This is a genomic window from Methylobacterium sp. NPDC080182 (assembly GCF_050281105.1).
Lineage (GTDB): Bacteria > Pseudomonadota > Alphaproteobacteria > Rhizobiales > Beijerinckiaceae > Methylobacterium.
Genome location: NZ_JBNNWO010000007.1, coordinates 195,086 through 215,988 on the forward strand (window position 1 = coordinate 195,086; position 20,903 = coordinate 215,988).

The window sequence follows — 20,903 nt, forward strand, 5'->3', positions numbered from 1 at the left end:
CCGGGTGTAGAAGGCGCGGATGATCCCGGTCCTGACCCGCCATACCGAGGCCGTGCCGCTCTACGCCGCGGCCTGCGCCGAGCTGCGCCTGCGCGGCTTCGAGGGCGACCTGACGCTCTCGGACGCCGACCGCACGGTCTTCTCCACCGACAACTCGATCTACCAGGTGGCGCCGGGGGCCGTGGCCTTTCCGCGCACCCGCGACGACCTCGTGCGCGTCGCCAAGCTCCTCGCGGATCCGCGCTTCGCCGAGATCGTGATCCGGCCCCGGGGCGGGGCGACCGGAACCAACGGCCAGTCGCTGGGCCACGGCCTCGTGGTCGACACCTCCCGGCACATGAACCGGATCCTGGAGATCGACGTCGCCAACCGCATCGTCCGGGTCGAGCCGGGGGTGGTGAAGGACCAGCTCAACCGGGAACTCGCCAAGCACGGCCTGTTCTTCGCGCCGGAACTCTCCACGTCGAACCGCGCGACGATCGGCGGGATGATCTCGACCGATGCCTGCGGGCAGGGCTCGTGCCTCTACGGCAAGACCCGGGACCACGTCCTCGCGCTGACCTGCGTGCTCGCCGACGGCACGGTCTGGACCGCCGAGCCCCTGGACCCGGCCGGGCTCGACGCCGCCAAGGGCCGCGACGACCGCGTCGGCGCCATCCACCGCACCGTCGACGCCGTCGTCACCGAGAACGCCGCGCTCATCGCCGAGCGCTTCCCCAAGCTCAACCGCTGCCTCACCGGCTACGACCTCGCGCATCTGCGCGACGCGGGCGGCCGATTCGACCTCAAGAGCGTGATCTGCGGCTCCGAGGGCACGCTGGCGCTGATCGCCGAGGCGCGGCTGAACGTGCTGCCGATCCCCAAGGCCGCCGTGCTGGTCGCGCTCTCGTACATCGACTTCGACGCGGCGCTGCGCGACGCGCAGGCGCTGCTGCCGTTCGGCGCCGCCTCCGTTGAGACGATAGACTCCACGGTCCTGGCGCTGGCCCGCAAGGACCCGATCTGGGCCGAGGTGCGGGCCTTCTTCCCCGACGATCCGGCCGGGCGGCCGGTGGACGGCATCAACCTCGTGGAGTTCGTCGGCGACGACGCCGCGACCGTGGAGGCGGCCCTCGCGCGGCTCACCGGGACGCTGGAGGCCGAGCGCGGCACCGACACGAGGCGCCTCGGCTTCACCATCGCCCGGGGCGACGCGATCGAGCGGCTCTGGACCATGCGCAAGAAGGCGGTGGGCCTGCTCGGCGCCGCCAAGGGCGACGCGCGCCCGATCCCGTTCGTCGAGGACACGGCGGTCCCGCCGGAGCGGCTCGCCGACTACATCGCGGAGTTCCGCGCGCTCCTCGACGGCAAGGGGCTGCGCTACGGCATGTTCGGCCACGTCGATGCCGGCGTGCTGCACGTGCGGCCGGCCATCGACCTCAAGGACCCGGCGCAGAACGGCCTGATCCGCGAGGTCACGGAGGGGGTGGTCGCGCTCACCGCCAAGTACGGCGGCCTGCTCTGGGGCGAGCACGGCAAGGGCTTCCGGTCGGAATTCGTGCCGGCGACGTTCGGGCCGCTGATGCCCGCGCTGGAGGCGGTCAAGCGCGCCTTCGACCCGGACGACCGGATGAACCCGGGCAAGATCGCCTCCGCCAGGGGCGCGGGCCTGACCCGGATCGACGGCGTCCCGCGCCGGGGCGAGCGGGACCGCGCCATCCCGGCGCCGGTCCGGGAGGATTTCGACGAAGCGCTCCACTGTAACGGCAACGGCGCCTGCTTCAGCTTCGACGCGGACGAGGCCATGTGCCCGTCCTGGAAGGCGACACGGGAGCGGCGCCACTCGCCCAAGGGCCGCGCCTCGCTGATGCGCGAGTGGCTGCGCCGCGCGGCGGAGGCCGGGGTCGACCCGGCCGCCGAGCTGGCGCGGCAGCGCGTCGGGTGGCTCTCCGACGTGGCGGCGACCCTGCGGAGCCGCCTCCGCGGCCGATCCGAGGCCGACGACTTCTCCCACGCCGTCAAGGAGGCGATGGACGGCTGCCTCGCCTGCAAGTCCTGCACGGGGTCCTGCCCGATCAAGGTCGATGTGCCGACCTTCCGGGCGAAGTTCCTGGCGCTCTACCACACGCGCTACGCGCGGCCGCTGAAGGACCATCTCGTGGCGGCGCTGGAGCCGCTGCTGCCGCTGGCGGCGCGGGCGCCGCGCTTGAGCAACGCGGTCCTCGCCAACCCGCTGGCCCGGCTGATCCTGGCCCGGGCCGGGCTGCTGGCGATCCCGGCCCTGTCGCCCGTCGACCTCACGGCGCGGCTGGCGGAACGCGGCGTCGCCGTCGCGACTCCGGACGCCCTGGCCCGGCTGGACCCGCAGGAGCGCGCGCGGTCCGTGCTGGTGGTGCAGGACGCCTTCACCAGCCACTTCGACGCGGAAGTCGTGGCCGACAGCTGCGACCTCCTCGCCGCCCTCGGCTTCCGGCCCTGGCTGGTGCCCTACCGGCCGAACGGCAAGCCGCTGCACGTACACGGCTTCCTGGCGCGGTTCGCCGCCGTCGCCCGCTCGAACGCCGCGCTGCTGCGCGACCTCGCCGGGCACGGCGTGCCCCTGGTCGGGATCGACCCGTCGATGACGCTGACCTACCGGTTCGAGTACGCGCAGGCGCTGGGCGGCGATCTCCCGAAGGTCCAGCTCCTGCAGGAATGGCTCGCCGCCCGGCTCGACCGGATCGCGCCGGGGCAGGGCGGGCGCACGATGCGGCTGCTGCCCCACTGCACCGAGCGCACCAACGCGCCGGGCGCGGTGCGGGACTGGCAGGCCGTGTTCGCCCATCTCGGCCTGCGGCTCGAGGTGCCGGCCGCCGGCTGCTGCGGCATGGCGGGGACCTACGGTCACGAGGCGCGCCACCGCGCCACCTCCGAGGCGATCTACGGCCTGAGCTGGGCCCGCCACGTCGCCGAGGCGCCCGGCTGCACCCTGCTGGCGGACGGCTATTCCTGCCGCTCGCAGGCCAAGCTTGTCGACGGCGTGCGGCTGCGGCACCCGGCCCAGGCGCTGCTCGAGCATGTCCGCGCGGCCGACGCGGGCGCCGCGCCCTTCCACCCCGAGCGCGCCGCGGCGGTGGCACCGTGAGCGCCGCCGTGAGCCCCGCCATGACCGTCGCCGTCGTGGGGGCCGGCGCGGTCGGCTGCTACTACGGGTTCCTCCTGGCGCGGGCCGGCCACGCGGTGACGCTGATCGGCCGTCCCGCCCTGGTCGAGGCGGTCGAGAAGGACGGTCTCGTGCTGGAGAGCGCGGCCGGGACGGCCTCCGTGCCCGTCCGGGCGACCGATACGGGGGCGGGCGTGTCGGGCGCCGACCTCGTGCTGGTCTGCGTGAAGTCGGGCGACACCGAGGCGGCGGGCGCGATGATCGCGCCCCACCTCGATCCGGCCGCCACGGTCCTCAGCCTCCAGAACGGCGTCGACAACGCCGAGCGGCTCGCCGCCGTGCTGGGCCGGCCGGTCGTGCCGGTGGCGGTCTACGTCGCCACCGCGATGGCCGGCCCCGGCCACGTCCGGCACAACGGGCGCGGCGACCTGATCCTCGGCGCGTCCGAGACGAGCGGGCACGTCGCCGCCGCGTTCGCGGCGGCCGGCATCCCGACCACCGTCTCGGAGACGGCAGTCGACGCGCTCTGGGCGAAGCTGATCATCAACTGCGCCTACAACGCCCTGTCGGCCCTGACGCAGCTGCCCTACGGCCGCCTGGTGGAGGGCGAGGGCGTGGTCGCGGTCATCGCGGACGTCGTCCAGGAATGCGCGCGCGTCGCGGAGGCCGAGGGCGTGTCCGTGTCGCCCGGCATCCTCGACGACGTGATGGCGCTCAGCGCCGCCATGGCCGGACAGCGCTCGTCCACCGCCCAGGATCTGGCCCGCGGCCGGCCGAGCGAGATCGACCACCTCAACGGCACCATCGTGCGCCGGGGCGCGGCGCACGGGATCCCGACGCCGGCGAACCGGCTGCTGCACGCGCTGGTCAAGCTCGCCGAGCGGCGGGACTGAGATCGACCCCGCACCGGCACGGAGGCCGGAGGTCCGGCTCGCGACGGGCGGTCAGGCCCGAGCGGCGGCGTTGGCCTTGCGGGTCGCGGCGGCCTTCCGGGCGGAGGCGGAGCGCTCCGCGGCCGTGCGCCCGGCCGAGGCCTTGCCGCCGGACGCGCCGCCCTTGTGGGCGGACGGATGGCCGGTGGCCTTACCGCGGCCCGATCCGCCCGGCTTCTTGCCGCCGCCGTCGTCCTTGTTGACGGTGGCCCAGGCCCGGGCTTCCGCCTCCTTCTCCGGCACGCCGCGGGACTCGTACGAGTCGGCGATGTGCTCGGCCTTGCGCTTCTGCTTGTCGGTGTATTTCGACTTGTCGCCCTGGGACATGGGCCGTCTCCCGAAGCTCAGCCCACCCCGGTCGGACCGTCGAGGATCGCGCGCACGCGGCGGACCAGCTCCGTGCGCCGGTAGGGCTTGTTCAGGAGATCAAACTCCGACCCGCCGATATCGGTTCGCTCCAGGCTCGCCTCCGCGTAGCCCGTGGCGAGCAGGACCTTGAGCTTGGGCTGGCGGCGCCGGGCCTCGCGGGCCAGCAGCACCCCGTTCATGCCCCCCGGCATGATCAGGTCGGTGAAGAGCAGATCGACCTTCCCGCTCGAGTCCAGGATCTCCAGCGCCTCGCGGGCATTGCTCGCGACCAGCGTCGTGTAGCCGAAGTCCCGCAGGATCGTACGGGCGAGTTCGGCCACGTCCTCGCGGTCGTCGACGATCAGGATCGTCTCGGTGCCCTGGCGGTCCACGGCCCGCAGCGAGACCTTCGCGGGGGCGTTGACGTCGCCGTCGGTCGCGGGGAACGACAGGCGCACCGTCGTGCCGGACCCCACCGCCGACTCGATCTGCGCGGCGCCGCCCGACTGCTTGGCGAAGCCGTAGACCATCGACAGGCCGAGACCCGTGCCCTTGCCCTCCTCCTTGGTGGTGAAGAACGGGTCCATCACCCGGGCGAGCACGGCGGGCGGGATGCCGGTGCCGCTGTCCTTGATGGCGATGCTGACGTAGCGGCCGTCGCGCAGCGGCCCGATCTCCCGGCCGCGCGCGGCGATCTCGCTGTTCTCGGTGGAGATCCGGACGGTGCCGCCCTCCGGCATCGCGTCGCGGGCGTTGATCAGCACGTTCAGGATCGCGACCTCGGCCTGGGTCGGGTCGACGCGGCAGTTCCAGAGATCGGGCGCAAGGTCGAGTTCGACCTTCACGGCCTCGCCCACCGAGCGGGCGACCATCTCGCCCATCCCCTCGATCAGGGTGTTGAGATTGACCGCGCGGCCGTCCAGCCGCTGCTTGCGGGCGAAGGCCAGCAATTGCTGCGTCAGCGTCGTGGCGCGCTCGGCCGCCTGCCGGATGTTCTCGGTGGCGCGGCCGAGGCGCGCGCGGTCGGCGTCGGGCTTCTCCAGGCCGGCCGCCAGGATGTCGACGTAGCCGACGATCACCTGCAGCAGGTTGTTGAAATCGTGCGCGATGCCGCCGGTGAGCTGGCCGAGCGCCTCCATCTTCTGGGCCTGGCCCAGCGCCTCCTCGGCGTCGCGGCGGCGCGAGACGTCGAGCTGCGAGCCGAAGTAGTACACGAGCTCGCCGTCGGCATTGTAGACCGGCGAGACGAACAGGGCGTTCCAGAAAGTCGAGCCGTTCTTGCGGTAGTTCAGGATCTCGGTGGCGAACTCGCGCTTCTCGGCGATCGCCGCGCGGACCTGCGCGACGCTCTCGCGGTCGGTGTCGGGACCCTGGAGGAAGCGGCAGTTGCGCCCGATCAGCTCTTCCGGCGTGTAGCCGGTCATCGCCAGGAACGCCCGGTTGGCGAAGATGATCGGGTTGTCGGGCTGGCGCGGATCGGTGACGATCATCGGCATCCGCGTCGTCTCGACGGCCGCGAAGAAGATGTCGCTCTTGCGATCGGTGATGTCGCTCGGGGCGCCGTCCCGGATCGGGGGACTCGGCCCGGAGGGCGGTGTTTCTGGCGTCTCAGTCATGCGAGGCGGTCGTCACCTTCCTGGCCGGGAAAGACCTCTGCGCCCGGTCGATCACGCGAGGCGTGCGCGAGACTAGCGGCCGGACGGCCGAAGTCGACCTTGTATCCCCAGCGGCGGTGTCGCGCGAAGGGCTCATGCCGCGGCCGGCCGCGCCGCCTCGGAAGGCGCGCCCACGGGGGCCGGGACGAGCCGGGGCGGCGCGGCCTCGCGGCAGGCGCCCAGCACCGCCGACAGCGCCTCGTTCAGCGACGTCACCAGGAAGTCCGCCGAGGTCGCCCGGCGCAGCCGCTCCAGGGTCGCGGGATCGCGCTCGCGCCAGAAGCCGACCAGGATGCGGACACCCGGCACCGCGGCCCGGGCCTGCCGGACGGTGAACCGGATCTGCGACAGGCTGACCGGCTCGAGGTAGGAGAAGCAGATCAGCGCGAGGCCGTCCGGGTTCTGCGGCCGCTCGCCGGCGCGGATCGCCGCCATGGACAGGATCTGCGAGGCCAGTCCGTGGCGCGCGAGGATCTGGCTAAGCATCAGCGTCGCCGCCTCGTCGAACGGGCCGCGGCTCGACACGCACAGGACCGGCGTCTCGCCGCGCCAGTTGGGCGCGAGGTCCTCGCGCTCGAGGACGATGCCGGCCACCTGCCGGTCGGGCCCGACGGCGGCGAGCGCCGCCGCGGTCTCGGTGTCGGGGCCGCGGCCGGATCCCCGCCGGGCGCGGCGCCCGACCGGCGCCGTGCCGAGGCGGTCCACCACCGTCCCGATCGCGGCACCGACCTCCGCCTGCCGTTCCCGATCCAGTGTGCCGCGGGACAGGTCCTCCTGTGCCAGCAGGAGGCCCGCGAGGGCGACCTCGTCGTAGTAGGTGACGAGGGCGCGCTCCTTCAGGAACTGCCAGCCCTGATCGATCGCCTCGACCGGGTCGCCGGCCAGCATGCGCTGGTAGAAGATCTCGGGCGGCGACAGGGCGGGCTGATCGCCGAGCAGCACGTCGAGGTACCAGAGCCGCTCCACGTGCCGGCCGAGCACCACGAGGCAGACGGTGAGGGGCGTGGCCAGCACGAGGCCGATCGGGCCCCACAGGAACGTCCAGATCGTCGCGGCCAGGATGACGGCGACCGGCGAGAGGCCGGTGGAGTGCCCGTAGAGCAGCGGCTCGATCACGTGGCCGCAGATCGGCTCGACCACGAGGAACAGGGCCGCGGTGGCGATCACCATGCTCCAGCCGGGATCGACGGCGGCCGCGAGGATCAGCGGCAGCAGGGCGCTGATCGCCGCGCCGATATAGGGCACGAACCGCAGGATCGCGGCGAGCACGCCGAAGAGGGTCGGGCTCGGCACGCCGATCAGCCAGAGGCCGATGCCGATCACCAGCCCGAAGGCGATGTTGAGGGCGAGCTGGGCCAGGAAGAACCGGCTCAGCCGGCTCGTGGCGTCGTCGATCGCCGCCGTCGTGCGCCGCAGGTCGCCCGAGCCGCCGGCGAGCCGGATCGCCCGGTTCCGCAGGTCCTCGCGCTGGAGCAGGATGAAGATCGTGAAGATCAGGATCAGGCCGGTCGTCGCCAGCGGGTGCAGGATCGGGCCGGCGAAGGTCTGGAGCGTGTCGACGACGCTCGCGCGGGCGGGGGTGAGCTCGACCGTGAGCGGGTGCGTGCGCGATCCCGGCTCGCCGCGGACCTCCGCGGCCGGCGGCGGCTGCAGGGTGGCGCTGAGATCCTGCACCATGTCGACGATCCGCGAGAGCGTGCCGGTCCCGGCCGTCGCCCCGCGCAGATCCTTGATCTTCGTGCGCATCACCTGCGTGTAGCGCGGCAGGTCGGAGGCGAGCTGGGACGCCTCGCTGGCGATCAGGCTGCCGATGCCGAACAGGGCGCCGAAGACGATCACCACGACGAGCAGGACCGCCGGCGCGCGGGGCACGCGCAGCCGCCGCAGCATCCGCACCGCCGGCACGAGGACGAAGCTCAGGAGGATCGCCAGCGTCACCGGCACGAGGATCTCGCGCCCGAGGTAGAGGGCCGCCATCGTGGCGACCACGAGGAGGAGCGACGCCAGCGCCACGAAGATCGGCAGGCCCTGCCGCAGGCGCTGGGCAGTGACGGGATCCTCGCTCACGGACACGCTCCACTCACATCAGGTCTCGGGGCCACAGATCTCGGGGCCGCAGGTCGCGCGTCCGCTGCCGGGTCAGCTCGCCTGCGCGGTCTCGCCCAGGGCGGCGCTGATCTGGCTGAGCAGCTTCGAGAAATCGACGGGCTTCGGGTGATAGTCGTCGCAGCCGGCCTGGATGGCCTTGTCGCGGTCGCCCGACATGGCGTGGGCCGTGAGCGCGATGATCGGGATCGCCCGGGTGTCGGTGCCGGATTTCAGCGTCCGGGCGACCGACCAGCCGTCGAGGACCGGCAGGTTCATGTCGAGGAGGATCACATCGGGCTGGCCCGAGCGCGCCTGCCGGACGCCGGCCTCGCCGTCATGCGCGAGCATCACCTCGTAGCCGCGCCGCTTGAGGCGGCGGGAGAGGAAATCCCAGATCTCTTCGTGGTCCTCGACCAGCAGAATCTTCGCCATCAGAACTCGTAACCCCCGGCTCGCGTCGTGCCGGTCGGAGGCCCAACGCGCGGCAACGCACAATCGCCCAACGTTCCTGCCGCGATTCCGGTCCCTGGAGAAGTGGCCTCCGGTCCGCGGTTGACCCGTTGGTCCGCGGGTAAGAGCGTGGACGCCAACGAATCGACAATTTTCGGACGGGGCGGAATGGCCAGTATGCCTGACATCGAGTTCTATCATTCGCCCAATACCCGCTCGTCGGGCGTGCGCGTGCTGCTCGAGGAACTCGGGGTCCCGTACCGGCTGCACGCGCTCAACATGCGCGCCGGCGAGCACCTCCAGGACGCCTATCGCGCCGTGAACCCGATGGCGAAGGTGCCGGCGATCCGCCACGGCGACGCCGTGGTGACCGAGCAGGCGGCCGTCTACCTCTACCTCGCCGACCTGTTCCCCGAGGCGGGGCTCGCCCCGGCACCGACCGAGCCCGACCGGGCCACCTACCTGCGCTGGATGGTGTTCTACGGCTCCTGCTTCGAGCCCGCGGTGGTCGACCGGTACCTGAAGCGGGAGCCGGGCCCGCGCGCCATGTCGGCCTACGCCGATTACGACAGCGTCATCGCCCGGGTGAAGGAGGCCCTGACGCCCGGCCCGTACCTGCTCGGCGCGCGCTTCAGCGCCGCCGACGTGCTGTGGGGCGGCGCCCTCGGCTGGACGACGGGCTTCGGCCTCGTCGCGCCCGACCCGGTGCTGGCGGCCTACGTGGAGCGCATCCGGTCCCGCCCGGCCTCGCGGAAGGTCGCGGCCGCGGACGCGCAGCTCGCCGAGGTGCACCAAGCGGCCGCGTCCGCCTGACCGCGGCCGGACTCTTGCTGGGGCTCGCGCCGGGGGCCGGCCCCGGCGCGCGGTCCGGTCTCCCGCCGCCGGCGCACCCCGCGGACGGCCCCTCGCGCGACCGGAACCCGTCGGCCCATGCGTCTGCTCGCTCCCCTCATCGCCGCGCTCCTCCTCGGTGCCCCCGCGGGGGCCGCGCGGGCCGCCGATCTCACCGGCACCCTCAGGAAGATCCACGACAGCAACAGGCTGGTCCTCGGCGTGCGCGATACCGCGACCCCGTTCAGCTACCTAGACCAGAACCAGAAGGTCGTCGGCTTCGCGGTGGACATCTGCCTGAGGATCGCCGACGCGGTGAAGCGCGAACTGAAGATGCCGGGCCTCGAGGTCGGGATGGAGTTCGTCAACTCCTCCTCACGCATCCCGCTGATGACCAACGGCACGATCGATCTCGAATGCGGGACGACGACGAACAACGCCGAGCGCAAGAAGCAGGTGGACTTCACCAACACGCACTTCCTCACGGCGACCCGCTTCGTCTCCCGGAAGGACCAGCACGTGGCCAGCCTGGACGACCTGCGCGGCAAGACGGTCTCGTCGGTCGCCGGCTCGACCAACATCCTGATGCTGATCAAGGCCAACAACGAGCGCAAGCTCGGCATCACGGTGATCGCCGCCAAGGACGTCCCGGAGGGGTTCCTCATGGTCGAGACCGGCCGGGCCTCGGCCTTCGTCATGGACGACGTCCAGCTCAGCGTGGTCGCGGCCCAGTCCAAGGAGCCCGCCGCCTACGCGGTCAGCGACGAGACCCTGTCCAATCCGGAGCCCTACGGGATCATGCTGCGCAAGGACGATCCGGCCTTCAAGGCGGTGGTCGACCGGGCGACGGCCGATCTCTACCGGAGCCCCGAGATCACGGTGCTCTACGACCGCTGGTTCCTGAAGCCCGTGCCGCCGCGCGGCCTCAACTACAGCGTGCCGCTGTCGTCGGCCCTGCGCTGGGCCTTCGCGCACCCGACCGACAATCCGGATCCCGCGTTCTACGCGCACTGATCTGTCGCGCGGCGGGGTTCCGCTCCGGCGAGGGAGATGCGATGCCGCGGGTCTGATCCCGCCCGCCTCGCGAAGCGTGCCATGACCGACAGCACAGAGCCGGCTCTCCCGTCCAGCGCGGCCGTCGCCGCGGCGCCGGCCACGTCGATCCCGCGCCTGATCGTCGTGCTGGCCTGCGCGGGGTTCGGCAGCACCTTCGCGCTCCGCTCGGTCGAGCCCCTCGTCGGCGTGCTCGCCCGGGATCTCGCGAGCGACGCCCACACGGTGGCGCTCCTCTCCACCGCCTTCGCACTGCCCTACGCGTTCATCCAGCCGGTGCTCGGCCCGATCGGCGACGCGCTCGGCAAGGAGCGGGTGATGAGCACCTGCCTCGCGGTGCTCGCCGTGGCGCTGACCCTGTGCAGCGTCGCGCCGGACATCGGCAGCCTGTTCGGCCTGCGCATGCTGGCGGGGGCGGCCGCGGGCGGCTGCATCCCGCTCTCGCTCGCGCTCCTGGGCGACCGCGTGCCGATGGAGGGTCGCCAGGTGGCGATCGGGCGCTTCCTCGTGGCGGTGATCCTCGGCCAGCTCTCGGGCTCGACCTTCGCGGGCCTGATCGAGGCGGCGATCGGCTGGCGCGGCGTCTTCGCGGTCACCGCCGCGGTGGCGGCCCTGGCCTGCGCGGCGACCGTCCTCGGCTTCGACCGGGCCGGCCGGGCCCCGGCCCGCCGCCCCGCCTTCGGCGAGGCGGTGACGCGCTACCGCACGATCCTGGGCAATCCCCGGGCGCGGGTGCTGTTCTCGGCGGTGTTCATCGAGGCCATCGCGATCTTCGGCGTGTTCCCGCACCTCGCTCCGCTGATCGAGGCGCGGGGCGAGGGCGGCCCGCGCGAGGCCGGGCTGGTGCTGGCGGGGTTCGCGGTCGGCGGCCTGCTCTACTCGGCCCTGGTCGGGCTGCTGGTGCGGCTGCTCGGCCTGCCGCGGATGCTGATCGGCGGCGGCCTGATCTGCGGCGCATCGCTCACCGTGGTCGGGCTGGCGGGCTCCTGGCAGGTCGACTGCGCCGCGCTCACCGCCATGGGCCTCGGCTTCTACATGCTGCACAACACCTACCAGACGCAGGTCACCGAGGTCGCGCCCAAGGCCCGCGCCTCCGCGGTGGCGCTCCACGCCTTCTCGTTCTTCTGCGGCCAGGCGCTCGGCGTCGCGGTGATCGGGCAGGCGCTGCTCCGGTTCGGGCAGCTCGGGGCGCTGCTCGGATGCGCCGTCACCATCCTGGCGCTCGGGATCGCCACCGCCATCGCCCTGCGGCAGAAGCCGGGACCAGTCCCGTTTACCGGCTGAGCGCGCCTTTTCCCGGACGCCCGCAACGCAGTGGAAGGCGATCCGGGAACCAGCGCACGAAGCGCCGCGAAAGCGGCACCGCATATCGACGCTTCGCGACGTTTCGCGCTGGATCCCGGGTCGCATTCCGCTGGTGCTCCATGCGCCGGGGAAAGGGCATGGTGCTCGGACGATTCAAAGCGGCGTCCAGCCGTTCCATGGTTTTCCGAGAGTTAGTCTGAACCGCGCGAGGTCGTCCTTGCGAGCGCAGCGAAGCAATCCAGTGTCGCGCCACGCCTCCCGATGTCGCGCTGCTCTGGGTCGCTTCGCTACGCTCGCGATGACGCGGAGCAGCTCTCAGACCCGCCCCATCGCCAGCCCCTTCAGGTCGAAGTCCGGATCGGCCGCTTGGTCGGGCGTCAGCGGCGTCCCGGCCGCGAGCAGGCGCCGCGCGATCATGTGGTCGCCCGCGCGGTCGACGGATTCCACCGCGCTCAGGCGCCCGTCGCGGAAGCGGAAGACCGAGAACGCGTCGCCGGTCCCGCGGACGACGCCGGCATCGCCGGATCCCGACAGGCCCGCGATCTGCAGCTTGTGCGGACCCTGGTCGCTCCAGAACCACGGCAGCGCGCCGTAGGCGGCGGGCTTGCCGGTGAGGCGCGCCGCGAGGCAGCGGCCCTGGTCGATGGCGTTCTGCACGGACTCGATCCGCACCGTCCCGTCCGGCGTCAGCCCGTGGGCGAAGGGGATGGGGAAGCGGGCGCAGTCGCCGATCGCCGAGATGGCCGGGTCGGGCGTCGCCAGGAACGCGTCGACCCGCACGCCGTCCTCGGCCGGCAGGCCGGCCTCCGCGGCGAGTTCCCGGTTCGGCAGGACGCCGATCCCGACGAGGATCAGGTCGGCCGCGCGTTCGCTGCCGTCCGCCAGGGCGACGCCGGTGGCGCGGCCGTCCCGCCCGACGATCGCCGTCACGCCGGCCCCGAAGGCGAAGCGCACGCCCAGCGCGGCGTGGGCGCGGCGGAAGAATTCGCCCATCTCGGACGAGACCGCCCGGGCCATGGGCTGCTCGGCCGCCTCGATCACCGTCACCGGCAGGCCGCGCGCGGCCGCGACGGCGGCGAATTCGAGCCCGATGAAGCCGGCCCCGATGACCACGATCGCCCGGGCCTCGGCGACCGCCGCCTTCAGGGCGTCGGCATCCGCGAGGCCGCGCAGCTGGCGCACGCCCGCGAGTTCGGCGCCAGGGACCGGCAGGGGACGGTTGCGCGCGCCGGTGGCGAGCACGAGGTGGTCGTAGGGGAGGTCGGTGCCGTCCGAGAGCTGCAGGCGGCGCGCGTCCCGGTCGACCGCGACGGCGCGGAGCCCCGGGCGGTGCGCGATGGCGTGCTCGGCGAAGAAGCCGGGCGGGCGCAGGAACAGGCCCTCCCGGTCGGTCTTGCCGGCGAGGTAGGCCTTCGAGAGGGGCGGCCGCTGGTAGGGCAGGGCGGTCTCGTCGCCCACCAGGGTGATCGGGTCGCGGAACCCGCCCTCCCGCAGGGACGCGGCGAGCTGGAAGCCGGCCTGCCCGGCCCCGGCCACGACGACGCCGGCAGCGGCGCTCACGCCTTGGCTCCCGCCAGCACCAGACCGCTCTGGGCGACGCCCGGCAGGCAGCGCGCGCCCTCCGACATCAGGTAGGACCAGACCGCGGAGGCGGCCGGGCCCAGCACCTTGTCGGCGCGCCGGACCGCGTACCAGTCGCGCCGGATCGGCAGGCCCCTGACGTTGAGGAGGACGAGGCGCCCGCTCTCCAGCTCGGCCGCCACGGAGTGCACCGAGAGCAGCGCGATCCCGAGCCCGGCCATCACCGCCTGCTTGATCGTCTCGTTCGACCCGGTGTCGATGTCCAGCGGCGCCCGCTTGACCAGGACGCCGCTCATGAACTCCTCGAAGACCATGCGGGTGCCCGAGCCCTCTTCGCGGAGGAAGAACGGCTGGTCCGCGAGGTCCTCGCGGTTCAGGTCGGTCCGGCCCGCCAGCGGGTGGCCGGGCGGCGCGATCAGCACGATCGGGTGCGGCCCGAAGGTGGCGGCCTCGATCGGGAAGTCCCGGGGCGGGCGGCCCATCAGGGCGAAGTCGATCTCGTAGCCGCGCAGCGCCTCCACGGTCTGGCCGCGGTTGCGCACCGACAGGCTGATCTCGACGCCGGGATGCTTCTTGACGAAGCCCGCGATCACCTGCGGGGCGAAGTACTTGGCGGTGGAGACGACCCCGAGCGCCACGCGGCCGCCCTCCGCGCCGCGCAGGGTGCGCAGGCGGTCCGTGCAGGTCTCCAGCACCGTGTTGATGCTGTCGATCGCCCAGAGCATCTCGCGGCCGGCATCCGTCGGCTTGAGGCCCCCCGGCGTCCGGTCGAACAGCAGCAGCCCGGCCTCCTCCTCCAGCTGGCGGATGCGCGCGTAGAGGGCGGCCGAGGTGACGTTCAGCTCCTGCGCAGCCCGGGTCATGGTGCCGAGGCGGGCAACGGCAGCGACCGCCTGAAGCTGCTTGAGGGAGAGGTTGCGCATGGCGGACATCTCGTTTTTTTCGTCCTATGGCACAAGATCGCACAGAAATCTTGAAGGCCCCGCCGCGGGTTCCTGTCGATCCGGAGACAGAGACCGCTATCTTGGCAGCCAAGCGGCCGCTACAGAGCCGGCGCGGAACGCGCGATCCCCGCGGACGGGATCCGAGCAGGAGGAGTAGGCCGATGACAATTTCAGCGGCGATCGGGACGCCCCTCGAGACCTGCCTGGCGCAGGCCGTGGACGCCAATCCGGCGCTGAAGGACTCCGCCGCGGTGATCGCGGCCGTGGCGCGGTCGGCGGTGGAGATCAGCGAGCGGATCGGGCGCGGCGCGCTCGGTGGCGACCTCGCGGCGGCCGGCGATCACAACAGCGACGGCGACGTCCAGAAGGCCCTCGACGTCATCGCTCACGAGAGCGTGACCGCGGCGCTGCGGGGCGCGCCGGTCGCCGAGGTCGCCTCCGAGGAGGCCGAGGAGGTGATGCGTCTGAACCCGGACGCCCCGCTCGCCGTCGCCATCGACCCCCTCGACGGCTCCTCCAACATCGGCGTGAACATGGCTGTCGGCATGATCTTCGGCATCCGGCCGTCGATCAAGGATCCGGCGAACCCGCTGGCCTCGTTCACCACCCCCGGCTCGACGCAGATCGCCGCGGGCTTCGTCACCTACGGTCCGGCCACGGCGCTGATCCTGACGCTCGGCGACGGCACCCAGTCCTACGTGCTCGACCGCGCCGAGGGCCGGTTCAAGCTGACGAACCCGGCGATGTCGGTGCCGGCCTCCACCAAGGAATTCGCCATCAACGCCTCCAACGCTCGGCACTGGGACGCGCCGGTGAAGGCCTATATCGAGGATTGCCAGCGCGGCACCGAGGGGCCGCGCGACAAGGACTACAACATGCGCTGGCTCGCCTCGCTGGTGGCCGACATCCAGCGCGTGCTGACCCGCGGCGGTGTGTTCCTCTACCCGGGCGACGCCCGGAAGAACTACGCCCGCGGCCGCCTGCGGCTGCTCTACGAGGTCGCGCCCGTGGCCATGCTGGTCGAGCAGGCCGGCGGCGCGGCCACCGACGGCCAGACGCGGATCCTCGACCTCGTGGCCACCGGGATCCACGAGCGGGCGCCGCTGGTCTGCGGCTCCACCGAGGAAGTGGCGTGCGTCGCCACCTACTATGCCGGCGGCAAGCCCGATGCCGGCCGCTCGCCGCTCTTCGGCCAGCGCGGACTGATGCGGTCATAGCCGCACCGTGAAGTCGTAAAGGCATGTCGGCGCGGCACCCCATCATCTCGGTGACCGGCTCCTCCGGGGCCGGGACCACCTCGGTGCGCAACACCTTCGAGCAGATCTTCCGCCGCGAGGACGTGCGGGCGGTCTTCATCGAGGGTGACGGCTTCCACGCCTTCGACCGCGACACGATGCGGGCGATGATGGCGAACGAGCCGACGCTGTCCCACTTCGCGCCGCGGGCCAACCTCCTGCCCGAGCTGGAGGCGGTGTTCCGCAGCTACGCCGAGTCCGGCACCGGCCGGACCCGTCACTACGCCCACGACCAGCACGACGCGCAGGCCTACGGCATCCCGGAGGGCAGCTTCTCAGACTGGGAGACGTTCCCGCCCGATTCCGACCTCCTGTTCTACGAGGGCCTGCACGGCTGCGTGGCCGACCCGGACGTCGACATCGCCCGCTACGCCGACCTGAAGATCGGCGTCGTGCCCGTGATCAACCTCGAATGGATCCAGAAGCTGCACCGGGACCGCTCGTTCCGCGGCTACTCCACCGAGGCGGTGACCGACGTGATCCTGCGGCGCATGCCCGACTACGTGCAGACTATCTGCCCGCAATTCTCCTTCACCGACATCAACTTCCAGCGGGTGCCGACGGTCGACACGTCGAACCCGTTCATCGCCCGCTGGATTCCCACCGCCGACGAATCGATGGTCGTGATCCGCTTCAAGGACCCGAAGGGGATCGACTTCTCGTATCTCGTCTCCATGATTCACGACAGTTTCATGAGCCGGGCCAACTCCATCGTGATCCCCGGCGGCAAGCTCGACCTGGCGATGCAGCTGATCCTGACGCCGATGATCATGCAGCTCGTCGAGCGCCGCCGCCGGCTGGCCTGAGCCGACCCCGAAAGCCTCCCATGCTCGCACCCGTCATCGCCCCGTCGATCCTGTCCGCCGACTTCTCGAAGCTGGCCGAGGAGACCCGCGCCGTGGACGCGGCCGGGGCCGACTGGATCCATCTCGACGTGATGGACGGGCATTTCGTGCCCAACATCACCTTCGGGCCGCCGGTGGTGAAAGCGCTCCGGCCGCACACGCAGAAGTACTTCGACGTGCACCTGATGATCGCGCCGGCCGATCCGTACCTCGCGGCCTTCGCGCAGGCGGGGGCCGACGGCATCACGGTCCATGCCGAGGCCGGGCCGCACATCCACCGCTCGCTCCAGACCATCCGCGACCTCGGCAAGCGCGCCGGCGTGGCGATCAACCCGGGCACGCCGGCCGCCATGGTCGAGCCGGTGCTCGACCTCGTGGATCTCGTGCTGGTGATGACCGTCAATCCCGGCTTCGGCGGCCAGAGCTTCATCAAGGGCGCTATGGAATCGGTGGCGCGGGTGCGCGCCATGGTGGCGGGCCGGGACATCCGCATCCAGGTCGACGGCGGGATCGACCCCGAGACGGTCAAGGTCGCGAGCCGCGCCGGGGCCGACACGTTCGTGGCCGGCAACGCGGTCTTCAGCGGCGGCCCGGGCGCCTACGCCGAGCGCATCGCGGCGATCCGCGAGGGCGCGGAGGGCGCCTCCGGTCGCGACCTGTCGTGCTGAGGGCGCTGATCTTCGACGTCGACGGGACCCTCGCCGAGACCGAGGACCTGCACCGGCAGGCGTTCAACCGCGCCTTCGCGGAGCTCGGCCTGCCCTGGCGGTGGGACGAGGCGCTCTACGCGGACCTGCTCGCCGTCATGGGCGGCAAGGAGCGGCTCGCCCACTACATCGACACCGAGCACCCGGCGGAGGCCGCCGCACTCCACGCCCGCGCGCCGGAGATCCACGCCATCAAGACGCGCGCCTACGGCGACCTCGTCGCGCGGAACGGCCTGCCGCTGCGCCCCGGGATCGCCCGGCTGATCGCCGAGGCCCGGGCCGCGGGAATCCGGCTCGCGGTGGCCACCACGACGAGCCGCCCGAACGTCGACCGGCTCCTCGCCGCCAATTTCCCGCCGGACGCAGCGCCCTTCGACGTGATCGCGGCCGGCGACGAGGCGAGCCGCAAGAAGCCCGCCCCCGACGTGTTCCTGCTGGCGCTCGCCGGCCTGGAGATCCCGGCCTCCGAGGCGGTGGCCTTCGAGGATTCGGCCGCCGGCATCAGCTCGGCCCAGGCCGCCGGGCTGCCGGTCCTGGCGACCCGGAGCCGCTACACCGAGAGCCACCGGCTCGACGGCGCTTTCTCGGCCGTCTCGGATCTCGGCGAGCCGGACCGGCCGCACCGGCACCTCGCGGGCGTCGAATGGCCGGGCGGGGTCGTGGATCTGGCCTCCCTGATCCGGTGGCACGAATCCCAGGACGGTCAGAGCGTGCCAGCCCAGGCGATGGGCACGAGCCGGTAGCCCGGTCCGTCCCGTTCCACGTGGCCGAGCGACGGGAAGGGGAAGTGGTAGCCGACCACGAGGGCCCTCTCGGACGCGGCCGTGTCGTAGAAGCGGTGGCGCGTCGCCTGGGCCTGATCGGCGTCGTGATCGTACATCACGTGCCAGTCCGGGTGCTGCAGGAAGAAGGCCGGGATGTTGGTCACGTCGGACTGGATCAGCAGACGGTCCGCACCCGAGGCGACCGCGAAGGCCGTGTGGCCCGGCGTGTGGCCGGGGGCGGCGAGGGCGGTGATCCCGGGCACGATCTCCTCGTCCCACGCGAAGGTGCCGATCCGGTCCTTCAGGTCGCCGAGCACCCGGCGGGTGTTGGCGAAGTAGCCCTGCGTCACCGGGTCGGCGGCGCGGGCCATGTTGGCGTCGCTCATCCAGAACGCCCAGTCGGGTGCGGCGGCCCGGATCTCGGCGTTCGCGAAGGCGAGGGACCCGTCCGCCCGCTTGAGGCCGTTCGTGTGGTCGGGATGGAGGTGCGAGAGCAGGACGAGATCGATGTCCTCGGGCCTGATCCCGGCCGCCGCGAGGTTCGCCGCGAGGCGGCCGACGGGCGCGCCCGGCACCGAGCCGTTGCCGGTATCGATCAGGACGAGCTTCGCGCCCGTGTTGATCAGCGTCGGGTTGAACGGCACCGTCACTTGGCCGGGGGGCATGTAGGCCGCCCGCGCGGCGCCGAGCGCCTCGTCCCGGGGAACGTTGCGCACGAAGCGGTCCGGCATCGGGAAGCTGCGCGCCCCGTCGTTGAGGATCGTGACCTCGCAGCTGCCGATACGTGTCCGGTAGAAGCCCGGCGCCTGCGCTCCGCCGAAGGGTGCGGTGGCGCGGGCGCGGCCGCCGAGACCCAGGACGGCTCCTCCGGCGAGCGCGGCCCGCACCAGATCGCGACGGTTCGTGCCCGGCATCGGATCCTCCTTGAAACCCGCGTTGGCCCGTGTCCTAGCGTCTGCCCGGCCGGCGATCGGCGCGGGCGTCCGCCCGCCCGTGCGCCTCGGTGGCGAACAGCATCGTCCCGGCCACGAGGCCGAGCGCGGCCGCGATCCCGAACTTGAGCCAGCGCGGGTCGGCCGCGGCGACGTCGCTGGTCGCGCGGGCGTCGAAGCGGCCGTGGGCGCCGGGATCGGTGTCCACCGGGTCGTAGAGGTTGTCGGGTCGGTTCTTCTGCGCCTGCACGCCGGTCATCTCCCCGCGATAGCCGTGCCGGGCGAGGTAGCCGTCGATCCAGCCCGGGATCAGCATGTTTCCGATGATCGCCTTCCAGGCCGAGGCCCCGATCCACACTTCCCGGGGCGCGTCGTGCGCCGCCCGGAAGACGTGCCGGGCGATGGCCTCCGGCTGGTAGATCGGCGGCACCGGCTCGAGCTTGCGTGGCAGCCGCGAGCGCGCCCAGTCGAATTGCGGCGTGTTCACGGCCGGAAGCTGTACCATCGTCAGGCGGACTCGGCTGCGGTCGTGGAGCAGCTCGCTGCGCAGGGAATCAACGAAGCCCCGCACGGCGGCCTTGGCGGCGCAGTAGCTTGCCTGGAGCGGGATCGACCGGTAGGCGAGCGCCGAGCCGACATGCACGATCGTGCCCCGGTCGCGCGGGACCATGTGGCGGAGGGCCGCCAGCGTGCCGTGCACCTGCCCCAGATAGGTCACCGCGGTGGCGCGGTGGAACTCGTCCGGGCTCGTCTCCTGAACGGGCGCGTAGACCGTCACCATCGCGTTGTTGACCCAGACGTCGATGCCGCCGAACGCCTCGGCCAGCGCGTCGGCGGCCTGGGCGACGGCCTCCGCGTCGGCGACGTCGGCCGCAAAGGCCAGGGCCCGGCCGCCGGCCCGCTCGACATCGCGGACCGTGCCCCTCAGCCCCGCCGGGCCGCGCGCGATCAGCCCCACGTTCCAGCCGTGCCGGGCGAATTCGTGGGCGACAGCCCGGCCGACGCCGGCGCTCGCGCCCGTGACCATGACCGTGCTGCGTCCGTTCCGGCTCGACATCGGGTTCCCAGCTGCGCGTGAAGTCCAGCGCCAACGCCCGAGACGGCGACTTTTTCCGCGGTCACGGGATTGCGAAGCCCGCGGGGCCGTGTCGACCCGCGTCGCGCCGACCGGCACCGGCCGCGTTGCTTCGTCCGAAGGCGGCGGCCTATATACGGCGCGACCTCACAGCCGCGACGGCGGGGTCCCGCACGCCCGCCCGCGCCAACGAACAAAAGTCCGAACCGTCATGGCAGGCCATTCGCAGTTCAAGAACATCATGCACCGGAAGGGCCGGGTGGACGCGGTCCGCTCGAAGGTGTTCGGCAAGCTCGCCCGCGAGATCACGGTGGCGGCCAAGCTCGGTACGCCCGACCCGGCGATGAACCCGCGCCTGCGCGCCGCGATCCTGGCGGCCCGCGCCGAGAACATGCCCAAGGACAATATCGAGCGCGCCATCAAGAAGGCCGCCGGCGCCGACGGCGAGAACTATGAGGACATCCGCTACGAGGGCTACGGGCCCGGCGGCGCCGCGCTGATCGTCGAGGCACAAACCGACAACCGCAACCGCACCGCCTCGGACGTGCGCTCGGCCTTCACCAAGTCCGGCGGCAGCCTCGCCGAGACCGGGGCCGTCGCCTTCATGTTCGACCGCGTCGGCGTGATCGCCTACCCGGCCTCCGTGGCCGACGCCGACACGATGCTGGAGGCGGCGATCGAGGCCGGCGCCGACGACGTCAGCTCCGGCGAGGACGGACACGAGGTCATCTGCGCCCAGGATTCCTACGGCGAGGTCACCAAGGCCCTCGAGGCGCACTTCGGCGAGCCCGCGCGCACGGGCCTGATCTGGAAGGCGCAGAACACCATCAATGTCGACGACGAGACCGGCGAGAAGCTCATCCGCCTCGTCGAGGTGATCGAGGATCAGGACGACGTCCAGAACGTCTACGTGAACTTCGCCCTGTCGGACGCGCTGGTGGCCAAGCTGCAGGCGTGAGGGGCACGGCCGGCGAGCC

General features: G+C 72.3%; 18 protein-coding genes. 10 read left to right on the plus strand and 8 right to left on the minus strand.

Annotated features, from left to right (window positions below; genetic code table 11):
• Window positions 1-19 precede the first annotated feature (19 nt).
• Window positions 20-3,103, plus strand: coding sequence for a D-2-hydroxyglutarate dehydrogenase YdiJ (gene ydiJ / locus ACQKQD_RS14510; protein WP_427508688.1), 3,084 nt, complete (start codon window positions 20-22; stop codon window positions 3,101-3,103).
• A 20-nt stretch (window positions 3,104-3,123) separates the two neighbouring features.
• Entirely contained in the window at window positions 3,124-4,014 is an 891-nt protein-coding gene (locus tag ACQKQD_RS14515) for a ketopantoate reductase family protein (RefSeq protein WP_427508689.1), read from the plus strand.
• A gap of 51 nt (window positions 4,015-4,065) precedes the next feature.
• Here the strand turns inward: ACQKQD_RS14515 and ACQKQD_RS14520 are convergent, their stop codons facing one another.
• The 4 genes from ACQKQD_RS14520 to ACQKQD_RS14535 form a co-directional block, all read right to left on the minus strand.
• Window positions 4,066-4,380, minus strand: coding sequence for a plasmid stabilization protein (locus ACQKQD_RS14520; protein WP_427508690.1), 315 nt, complete (start codon window positions 4,378-4,380; stop codon window positions 4,066-4,068).
• 17 nt (window positions 4,381-4,397) lie between these two features.
• Window positions 4,398-6,017, minus strand: coding sequence for a hybrid sensor histidine kinase/response regulator (locus tag ACQKQD_RS14525; protein ID WP_427508691.1), 1,620 nt, complete (start codon window positions 6,015-6,017; stop codon window positions 4,398-4,400).
• Window positions 6,018-6,149: 132 nt separating this feature from the next.
• On the minus strand, window positions 6,150-8,123 hold the full coding sequence (locus ACQKQD_RS14530) for an AI-2E family transporter (protein WP_042674354.1): 1,974 nt from the start codon (window positions 8,121-8,123) through the stop codon (window positions 6,150-6,152).
• A gap of 72 nt (window positions 8,124-8,195) precedes the next feature.
• On the minus strand, window positions 8,196-8,576 hold the full coding sequence (locus ACQKQD_RS14535; protein ID WP_020092557.1) for a response regulator: 381 nt from the start codon (window positions 8,574-8,576) through the stop codon (window positions 8,196-8,198).
• Between the two features lie 195 nt (window positions 8,577-8,771).
• Between ACQKQD_RS14535 and ACQKQD_RS14540 the strand changes: the two genes are divergently transcribed.
• From ACQKQD_RS14540 to ACQKQD_RS14550, 3 genes are all read left to right on the plus strand, one after another.
• Window positions 8,772-9,407 carry a glutathione S-transferase family protein gene (locus ACQKQD_RS14540; protein WP_427508692.1) on the plus strand — a complete coding sequence of 212 codons (636 nt, stop codon included), beginning with the start codon at window positions 8,772-8,774 and terminating at the stop codon, window positions 9,405-9,407.
• Between the two features lie 117 nt (window positions 9,408-9,524).
• Window positions 9,525-10,439 (plus strand): amino acid ABC transporter substrate-binding protein, encoded by a 915-nt coding sequence (locus ACQKQD_RS14545; RefSeq protein ID WP_427508693.1) that lies wholly within the window; start codon window positions 9,525-9,527, stop codon window positions 10,437-10,439.
• 81 nt (window positions 10,440-10,520) lie between these two features.
• The gene (locus tag ACQKQD_RS14550) at window positions 10,521-11,762 is read left to right on the plus strand and encodes an MFS transporter (protein WP_170868027.1); all 1,242 of its coding nucleotides are present in this window, start codon (window positions 10,521-10,523) and stop codon (window positions 11,760-11,762) included.
• A 336-nt stretch (window positions 11,763-12,098) separates the two neighbouring features.
• Here the strand turns inward: ACQKQD_RS14550 and ACQKQD_RS14555 are convergent, their stop codons facing one another.
• Together ACQKQD_RS14555 and ACQKQD_RS14560 are read right to left on the minus strand one after the other, a co-directional pair.
• Window positions 12,099-13,343 carry an NAD(P)/FAD-dependent oxidoreductase gene (locus tag ACQKQD_RS14555; RefSeq protein ID WP_427508694.1) on the minus strand — a complete coding sequence of 415 codons (1,245 nt, stop codon included), beginning with the start codon at window positions 13,341-13,343 and terminating at the stop codon, window positions 12,099-12,101.
• Window positions 13,340-14,287, minus strand: a complete 948-nt coding sequence (locus ACQKQD_RS14560; protein ID WP_026604832.1) for a LysR family transcriptional regulator — start codon at window positions 14,285-14,287, stop codon at window positions 13,340-13,342. Before ACQKQD_RS14560 ends, ACQKQD_RS14555 begins: the two co-directional genes overlap by 4 nt.
• A 182-nt stretch (window positions 14,288-14,469) precedes the next feature.
• Between ACQKQD_RS14560 and ACQKQD_RS14565 the strand changes: the two genes are divergently transcribed.
• From ACQKQD_RS14565 to ACQKQD_RS14580, 4 genes are read left to right on the plus strand one after another with little or no spacing between them, the layout of a single operon-like run.
• Window positions 14,470-15,525 carry a class 1 fructose-bisphosphatase gene (locus ACQKQD_RS14565; RefSeq protein ID WP_427508695.1) on the plus strand — a complete coding sequence of 352 codons (1,056 nt, stop codon included), beginning with the start codon at window positions 14,470-14,472 and terminating at the stop codon, window positions 15,523-15,525.
• A gap of 23 nt (window positions 15,526-15,548) precedes the next feature.
• Entirely contained in the window at window positions 15,549-16,409 is an 861-nt protein-coding gene (locus ACQKQD_RS14570; RefSeq protein WP_091926233.1) for a phosphoribulokinase, read from the plus strand.
• 20 nt (window positions 16,410-16,429) lie between these two features.
• A complete protein-coding gene (gene rpe / locus ACQKQD_RS14575; protein WP_091926234.1) occupies window positions 16,430-17,116 on the plus strand; it encodes a ribulose-phosphate 3-epimerase in 687 nt (228 codons plus the stop codon).
• Entirely contained in the window at window positions 17,110-17,898 is a 789-nt protein-coding gene (locus ACQKQD_RS14580; RefSeq protein WP_427508696.1) for an HAD-IA family hydrolase, read from the plus strand. Before rpe ends, ACQKQD_RS14580 begins: the two co-directional genes overlap by 7 nt.
• Here the strand turns inward: ACQKQD_RS14580 and ACQKQD_RS14585 are convergent.
• Window positions 17,859-18,833 (minus strand): MBL fold metallo-hydrolase, encoded by a 975-nt coding sequence (locus tag ACQKQD_RS14585; RefSeq protein ID WP_427508697.1) that lies wholly within the window; start codon window positions 18,831-18,833, stop codon window positions 17,859-17,861. The two genes, ACQKQD_RS14580 and ACQKQD_RS14585, sit on opposite strands and share 40 nt — an antisense overlap.
• A 34-nt stretch (window positions 18,834-18,867) precedes the next feature.
• A complete protein-coding gene (locus ACQKQD_RS14590) occupies window positions 18,868-19,908 on the minus strand; it encodes an SDR family oxidoreductase (RefSeq protein WP_427508698.1) in 1,041 nt (346 codons plus the stop codon).
• Window positions 19,909-20,137: 229 nt separating this feature from the next.
• Here ACQKQD_RS14590 and ACQKQD_RS14595 point away from each other — a divergent pair, with 229 nt between their 5' ends.
• Entirely contained in the window at window positions 20,138-20,884 is a 747-nt protein-coding gene (locus tag ACQKQD_RS14595; RefSeq protein ID WP_427508699.1) for a YebC/PmpR family DNA-binding transcriptional regulator, read from the plus strand.
• Window positions 20,885-20,903 lie beyond the last annotated feature (19 nt).

Coding starts and splice junctions, on each gene's coding strand:
- ydiJ (WP_427508688.1), top strand. CDS start 20: ATGATCCCGGTCCTGACCCGCCATACCGAGGCCGTGCCGCTCTACGCC.
- ACQKQD_RS14515 (WP_427508689.1), top strand. CDS start 3,124: ATGACCGTCGCCGTCGTGGGGGCCGGCGCGGTCGGCTGCTACTACGGG.
- ACQKQD_RS14520 (WP_427508690.1), bottom strand. CDS start 4,380: ATGTCCCAGGGCGACAAGTCGAAATACACCGACAAGCAGAAGCGCAAG.
- ACQKQD_RS14525 (WP_427508691.1), bottom strand. CDS start 6,017: ATGACTGAGACGCCAGAAACACCGCCCTCCGGGCCGAGTCCCCCGATC.
- ACQKQD_RS14535 (WP_020092557.1), bottom strand. CDS start 8,576: ATGGCGAAGATTCTGCTGGTCGAGGACCACGAAGAGATCTGGGATTTC.
- ACQKQD_RS14540 (WP_427508692.1), top strand. CDS start 8,772: ATGCCTGACATCGAGTTCTATCATTCGCCCAATACCCGCTCGTCGGGC.
- ACQKQD_RS14545 (WP_427508693.1), top strand. CDS start 9,525: ATGCGTCTGCTCGCTCCCCTCATCGCCGCGCTCCTCCTCGGTGCCCCC.
- ACQKQD_RS14550 (WP_170868027.1), top strand. CDS start 10,521: ATGACCGACAGCACAGAGCCGGCTCTCCCGTCCAGCGCGGCCGTCGCC.
- ACQKQD_RS14560 (WP_026604832.1), bottom strand. CDS start 14,287: ATGCGCAACCTCTCCCTCAAGCAGCTTCAGGCGGTCGCTGCCGTTGCC.
- ACQKQD_RS14565 (WP_427508695.1), top strand. CDS start 14,470: ATGACAATTTCAGCGGCGATCGGGACGCCCCTCGAGACCTGCCTGGCG.
- ACQKQD_RS14570 (WP_091926233.1), top strand. CDS start 15,549: ATGTCGGCGCGGCACCCCATCATCTCGGTGACCGGCTCCTCCGGGGCC.
- rpe (WP_091926234.1), top strand. CDS start 16,430: ATGCTCGCACCCGTCATCGCCCCGTCGATCCTGTCCGCCGACTTCTCG.
- ACQKQD_RS14585 (WP_427508697.1), bottom strand. CDS start 18,833: ATGCCGGGCACGAACCGTCGCGATCTGGTGCGGGCCGCGCTCGCCGGA.
- ACQKQD_RS14590 (WP_427508698.1), bottom strand. CDS start 19,908: ATGTCGAGCCGGAACGGACGCAGCACGGTCATGGTCACGGGCGCGAGC.
- ACQKQD_RS14595 (WP_427508699.1), top strand. CDS start 20,138: ATGGCAGGCCATTCGCAGTTCAAGAACATCATGCACCGGAAGGGCCGG.